We start from the raw sequence: 6,476 nt of genomic DNA on the forward strand, positions 1-6,476 counted from the left end.
GATGCGTTCACCCACACCGCCCCGCGCACGCCGGAGGCTCGCCACCGCCGCGGCGGCGCTGCTGCTCCTCACCGCGTGCCAGAGCGGCCCGCCCGCCGCGTCGGCGGGCGACACCACCGCCGTGGACGACGGCACCACGGTCACCATGTGGACGAGGTCGCCGACGGCGACGTTCAGCCAGACCCTGGTCGACGCCTACAACGCGAGCCACCGGAACAAGGTCGAGCTGACAGTCTTCCCGGCCGACTCCTACCAGCAGAAGGTCGGCACCGCCGCGGGCGCGAAGCAGCTGCCCGACATCCTCGCCGCCGACGTGGTCTACGCGCCGAACTACGCCGCCAAGGGCGTGTACCTCGACCTCACGGCCCGGGTGGACACGCTGTCGTTCAAGGGCAAGCTCGCGCCCGCCCACATGGAGGCCGCGACGCACCAGGGCAAGGTCTACGGCGTGCCGCACGACATCGACCTGTCCGCGGTGTTCTACAACAAGGTCCTGTTCAGCCGCGCCGGCCTCGACCCGGAGAACCCGCCGACCACGTTGGACGGCCTCTACGAGGCCGCGAAGAAGGTCGACGCGCTCGGCGACGTGGACGGCTACTTCTTCGGCGGCGCGTGCCCCGGCTGCATGCTGTTCACCACGTGGCCGATGATCTGGGCCGCCGGCGAGACCGTCCTCGACGAGCAGGGCACCGCCGCGACGCTCGACCACGGCGTCGCCGCCGACGTCTACGGCACGATGCGCCGGATGTACGCCGAGGGGATCGTGCCCGCCTCGGCGAAGAACGAGTCCGGTCCCACGTGGACGCAGCTGTTCGCCGACGGCAAGATCGGCATCCAGCCGATGGGCGCGACCGCGTTGCAGGGCATGGAGGAAGGGCCCGACCTGCAGATCGGCATCGCGCCGATCCCCGGGCCGAAGGGCGGGCGGTCGTCGTTCGTCGGCGGTGACGTGCTGGGGATCAGCGCCAACTCCACCAAGGCCGCGGCGGCGTGGGACTTCATCTCCTGGACGTTGTCGGAGCAGGCGCAGGTCGAGGTGCTGGCCAAGAACAAGAACATCACCGTGCGCAGCGACCTCGCCGACAACGCCTACGCCAAGCAGGACCACCGGCTGCGGGTGTTCAACCTGCTCGCGGGCGAGGGCCAGACGCCGATCTCGGTGAACTTCGGCAAGACGTTCAACGACACCAACGGCCCGTGGACGGCCGCGGTCACCGACGCGCTGTTCGGCTCGCAGGACGTGGGCGCCACGTTGAAGCAGCACAACGGCACCATCACCGAGTCCCTGGCCGGCAGCTGACGATGGCGACCGTCACGCGGACCCGGCCGCCCGCACCGACCCGCGCCGCGCCACCGGACCGACGTCGTCCGACCATCGCCGGCGCGCGGCGCAGGCTCGGCATCCTCTACGCCAGTCCGATGGCGCTGCTGGTGGTCGTGCTGTTCGTCGTCCCGCTGGTGCTGATGGTGTGGATGTCGTTCAACCACTGGCCGCTGCTCGGCGCGTCGGCGCCGAACGGGGTGGCGAACTACAGCGCGTTGCAGGACCCGTTGTTCCTGCGGGCGATCGTGTTCACGCTGAAGTACACGGCCGTCACGACGATGGTGCTCGGTCTCGTCGCGTTCGGGTTGGCCCTGCTGGTGCAGGAGGCCCGACCCGGCGTCGGCGCCTACCGGACCGCGTTGTTCCTGCCGAGCGTGGTCGGGCTCGCGTCCACCAGCCTGCTGTTCTACGGGCTGTTCAACACCGAGGCGTCGCCGTTGAACGAGGTGGTCCGGTTCCTCGGGCTCGGCCCGGTCGACTGGCTCGGTTCGACGGACAACGCGCTGGCGTCCACGGTCGGGATGATCACCTGGCGGTTCGCCGGCTTCTACATGCTGATCCTGATGACCGGCCTGCAGAGCATCGACCCGGTGCTCTACGAGGCGGCACGTGCCGACGGCGCGAACCGGAGGCAGATCCTGTGGCGGGTCACGCTGCCGCTGCTGCGGCCGACGCTCGCGTTGACCATGGTGCTGTCGCTGACCGGCTCGCTGCTGGCGTTCGACCAGTTCTTCATCCTCACCGGCGGCAGGCACGAGACCGCCACCGTGGTCATCAGCGTCTACCGCGAGGCGTTCCTGTCCCAGGACCTCGGCCGGGCCGCGGCGGTGTCCGTGGCGATCCTCGCCGTCCTCATCGTCGTCAACGGCGCCCAGCTGCGGCTGCTGCGCCGCGGCCGGTGATCGTTCCCACCGCAAGGAGATTGGGCGCCATGTCACGCGCGCGCACGGCCGGTTTCCACGTCACGGGCGCGGCCTTGGCCGTGCTGTTCCTGCTGCCGATGCTGTGGACGCTGTACTCGTCGGTCAACAGCAGGCGTGCGGCCGACGGCGAGCCGGGCTGGGGGTTGGACAACTACGAGCGGCTGGCCGAGTACGGCAGCGGTCTGGGCACGTACCTGGTCAACACGCTGGTGGTGGCGGTGGTCGCGGTCGCGGTCACCGTGGTGGCCACCACGCTGGGCGGGTACGCGCTGGCACGGCTGCGGTTCCCCGGCCACAACCTGCTGTTCATCGTCACGCTGGCGATCCTGATGGTGCCCTACACCACCATCCTGGTGCCGCTCTACATCCTGCTCGGCTGGATCGGCCTGCAGAACTCGCTGGTCGGCCTCGGGCTGGTGCTGGCGATGTTCCAGCTGCCGTTCGGGCTGTTCATGATGCGCAGCTCGTTCGAGGCGCTGCCGCGCGAGCTGGAGGAGGCGGCGCTGATCGACGGCTGCACGCCCGGCAGCGCGTTGTGGCGGGTGCTGCTGCGGGGCGTGCTGCCCGGCGTCGTCACGGTCGGCCTGTTCTCGTTCCTCGCCGCCTGGAACGAGTTCGTCGCGCCGCTGATCTTCCTGACCGACGGCGCGAAGTTCACGCTGCCGGTCGCGCTGTTCAACCTCCAGTCCGGCAGCCTCGGGTCGGTCGACTTCGAGGCGTTGCAAGCGGGCGTGGTCACGTCGGCGCTGCCGTGCGTCGTCGTCTTCCTGCTGCTGCAACGGCATTACGTACGCGGTTTCACCTCTGGCGCCCTCAAGGGCTGATCTCACGGGCTCGGAAGGAACACCCCACCCATGACTGCGCACCAAGGCCCCGTCCAGCCGACCCCGACCGCCACCACCGCGCTGCGCCCCGTCGCCCTCGACGGCGTCGCCTTCGCCGCCGACGGCTTCCTCGGCCGGTGGCAGCGCCGCAACGCCACCGGCACCCTGCCGCACTGCGTCGAGCAGTTGGAGGTCTCCGGCGCGCTGGACAACCTGCGGCTCGTCACCGGCGAGACGACCGGCGAGTTCCGCAACATGTGGTTCGCCGACTCCGACGTGCACAAGACGCTGGAAGCCGCCGCGTGGCAGCTCACCTCGGACCCGGACGACGAGCGGCTGCGGGCGTTCGTCGACGCGACCGCCGAGCTGCTGGCGAAGGCACAGGGCGACGACGGCTACCTGAACTCCTACTACACCGCGGTGAAGCCGGAACTGCGCTGGCGGGAACTGCACTACAGCCACGAGCTGTACGTCGCCGGGCACCTGATCCAGGCGGCCGTCGCCGCCGCGCGGGCGGGTGTCGGCGCCGAGCTGGTCGCGGTCGCCCGCCGCGTGGCCGACCTGGTGGTGGACCGCTTCGGCGCGCCGGACGGGCCCACCCCGCTCGACGGGCACCCCGGCATCGAGACGGCGCTGGTCGAGCTGTACCGGGTCACGGGGCACCGGCCGTACCTGGACCTGGCGGCGCGCATGCTCGACGCGCGCGGGCACGGCCTGCTCGACGGCGACCGCTTCGGCTCGTCCTACCTGGTCGACCACGTGCCGGTGCGGGAGGCCGACGAGGTGGCCGGGCACGTCGTGCGGCAGCTGTACCTGCTGGCGGGCATGGTGGACGTCGCGGTGGAGACCGGTGACGACGAGCTGTTCGCCGCCGCGCGCCGGCTGTGGGACGACGCGTTCGGGCGCAAGACCTACCTCACCGGCGCGCAGGGCTCACGGCACCGCGACGAGGCGTTCGGCGACCCGTACGAGCTGCCGGCCGACCGGGCGTACGGCGAGACGTGCGCGGCGATCGCGAGCGTGCAGTGGAACTGGCGGATGCTGCTGGCCACCGGCGAGTCCCGCTACGCCGACGAGCTCGAACGCGCGCTGTACAACGCGGTGGCGGGCTCGACGTCGTCGGACGGCACGCACTTCTTCTACTCCAACCCCTTGCACCTGCGCACCGGTCACGACGGCTCGCACGAGGACGCGCCGTCACAGCGCCTGCCGTGGTACTCGTGCGCGTGCTGCCCGCCGAACCTGGCCCGGCTCGTCGCGTCCCTGCACGGCTACGCCGCCACCACCGACGACACGGGCGTGCAGGTGCACCTGTACTCGGCGGGCGCGGTGCGCACCTCGGCCGGTGAGATCACGGTGCGCACGGAGTACCCGTGGGACGGGCGCGTGGAGCTGGACGTGACCGGGCCGGCCCCGTTCACGCTCGCGCTGCGCGTGCCCGGCTGGTGCGCGCAGGCGTCCGTGCTGGTCGACGGCGTGCCGGTCGACGTCCGGCCCGACCGCGGCTACGTGCGGTTGCACCGCGACTGGTCGGCCGGCGCCACCGTCGCGCTCGACCTGGCCATGCCGGTCCGCGTGGTCACCGCGCACCCGCGCGTGGACGCCGTGCGCGGCTGCGTCGCGCTGGCCCGCGGCCCGCTCGTCTACTGCGTGGAGCAGGCCGACCTGCCCGCCGACGTGGTGCTGGAGGACGTCCGGATCGACCCGACCACGTCCGGCACGCGGACCGACCTGCCCGACGTCCCGGTCGCGCTGACCGCCGGCGGCGTGGTCGTGCCGCCCGACGACGACGCCCTGTACCGCACCCGCACCACCGAGAACGCCGCCGCCGCGATCGACCTCACCGCCGTCCCCTACTTCCTGTGGGGCAACCGGTCGCCCGGTCCGATGCGCGTCTGGATCCCGACCACCACCACGGGATGACACCCATCCCTCTCCCGAACCCCGAACGAGGTGCACGGTGCCAAAGCCGACACTGCGGACCGCGATAGCGGTCTCCGCCCTCGCCGCCACCACCCTGGTGGCGATACCCCTCCACTCCGCCCAGGCGGCCGGCAGCACGCTGGTGGTCGACGCGGCCGTGCCGTTCCGGCCGGTCACGCACGTCGCGTCCGGCGGCCTGTACGCGTTGGCCGAGAACAGCCGGCCCGCGGACTCGATGCTGCTGCCCATCAAGATGCACACGCTGACCCAGCCGCCGCCACGGGTCGGCCAGGCGCCCAACGGCCAGCCGCCCGGTGGTGACGCCCTCCTGGTCGCGCCGCAGGCCGACCGCGTCGGCGCCGGTCAGGTCATCCGGATGCCCGACATCTACCGCGACTTCCCCTACCGCTGGGTCGGCTGGGACGACTGGCTGGCCAAGGTCGACCAGATCGTCAACGACCGCCTGGCCGCCACCACCGTCAGCAACATCACCGCCTACGAGATCTGGAACGAGGCCGACTGGACCTGGAACACCGCCGCCGCGGGCGACTGGAACGCGGGGTGGACGCGCACCGTCCAGCGCATCCGGACCCGCGACACCGTCACGCCCGTCGCGGGCCCCGGTGACTCCTACTGGAGCGCCACCCGGATGAGGGCCTTCCTCACCAACGCCAAGAACACCAACACCCTGCCCGACCTGGTCGTCTGGCACGAGCTGTCCGGCAGCTCCGGCATCGCCGCGCACGTGGCCGAGTACCGGGCCATGGAGTCGTCGCTGGGCATCAGCCCGCGGCGCGTCTTCATCAACGAGTACGCCACCACCGCCGAGATCGACGTGCCAGGCCGCGTCACCAACTACATCGCCAAGCTGGAGCGCGCCGGCGTCTGGGCGGCCGACCGGGCGTTCTGGTACGAGTACGGCACCGTCAACGGCCTGACCCACAACAACCAGCCGACCGCGTCCTGGTGGCTCTACAAGTGGTACGGCGACATGGCCGGCAACATGGTGCGCACCACCCCGCGCGCGCAGACCGGCCTGGACGGCTTCGCCTCCTACGACAGCACCCGTCGCCGCGTCGACGTCGTCTTCGGCGACGAGTCCGGCACGAACAACGTCCGCGTCACCGGCCTCGGCGGGCTCGGCGGCAGCGTCCGCGTCCGGTTGGAGTCGACGCCGGGCTCGGGGCGCTTCACCACCGTGTCCGCGCCGACGACTGTCTCCAACACCACCCACACCGTCACCAACGGCGAGATCACCGTGCCGGTGGCGAACATGTCCGCCACGGCCTCGTACCACCTCGTGGTCGAGCCGACCAGCGGCGTGCCCGCCTACCAGTCCCTGCCCGGCCCGGTGCGCGACGTCGTCACCTGGGTCGGCGCGGGCACACTGGCGGTGACCCTGTTCGGCGGCGCGGCGCTGATCGCCGTGCCGAAGGTCATCGCGTTCCGCGAGACCATGCGCACCCTCATGGCCACCGGCGG

Annotated in this window: 5 protein-coding genes; all 5 read left to right on the top strand. The window is 71.5% G+C overall.

From position 1 onward, the window contains the following. The first annotated feature begins 1 nt into the window (after position 1). A complete protein-coding gene (locus ACZ7GX_RS25930; RefSeq protein WP_498780262.1) occupies positions 2-1,300 on the top strand; it encodes an ABC transporter substrate-binding protein in 1,299 nt (432 codons plus the stop codon). A gap of 2 nt (positions 1,301-1,302) precedes the next feature. Then, the gene (locus ACZ7GX_RS25935; protein ID WP_498780264.1) at positions 1,303-2,226 is read left to right on the top strand and encodes a carbohydrate ABC transporter permease; all 924 of its coding nucleotides are present in this window, start codon (positions 1,303-1,305) and stop codon (positions 2,224-2,226) included. Positions 2,227-2,255: 29 nt separating this feature from the next. Next, positions 2,256-3,071, top strand: a complete 816-nt coding sequence (locus ACZ7GX_RS25940; protein WP_498780266.1) for a carbohydrate ABC transporter permease — start codon at positions 2,256-2,258, stop codon at positions 3,069-3,071. A gap of 30 nt (positions 3,072-3,101) precedes the next feature. After that, complete coding sequence (locus tag ACZ7GX_RS25945) at positions 3,102-4,994, top strand: glycoside hydrolase family 127 protein (protein WP_498780267.1); 1,893 nt, start codon at positions 3,102-3,104, stop codon at positions 4,992-4,994. Between the two features lie 37 nt (positions 4,995-5,031). Beyond that, positions 5,032-6,476 (top strand): hypothetical protein (locus ACZ7GX_RS25950; RefSeq protein ID WP_498780268.1); only part of this gene is annotated, 1,445 nt, incomplete at its 3' end.

Source organism: Actinosynnema sp. NPDC037264, assembly GCF_055603705.1.

What these genes read in the sequence shown, in the direction of transcription:
- ACZ7GX_RS25930 (WP_498780262.1), top strand. Translation starts at nt 2, where the DNA reads ATGCGTTCACCCACACCGCCCCGCGCACGCCGGAGGCTCGCCACCGCC.
- ACZ7GX_RS25935 (WP_498780264.1), top strand. Translation starts at nt 1,303, where the DNA reads ATGGCGACCGTCACGCGGACCCGGCCGCCCGCACCGACCCGCGCCGCG.
- ACZ7GX_RS25940 (WP_498780266.1), top strand. Translation starts at nt 2,256, where the DNA reads ATGTCACGCGCGCGCACGGCCGGTTTCCACGTCACGGGCGCGGCCTTG.
- ACZ7GX_RS25945 (WP_498780267.1), top strand. Translation starts at nt 3,102, where the DNA reads ATGACTGCGCACCAAGGCCCCGTCCAGCCGACCCCGACCGCCACCACC.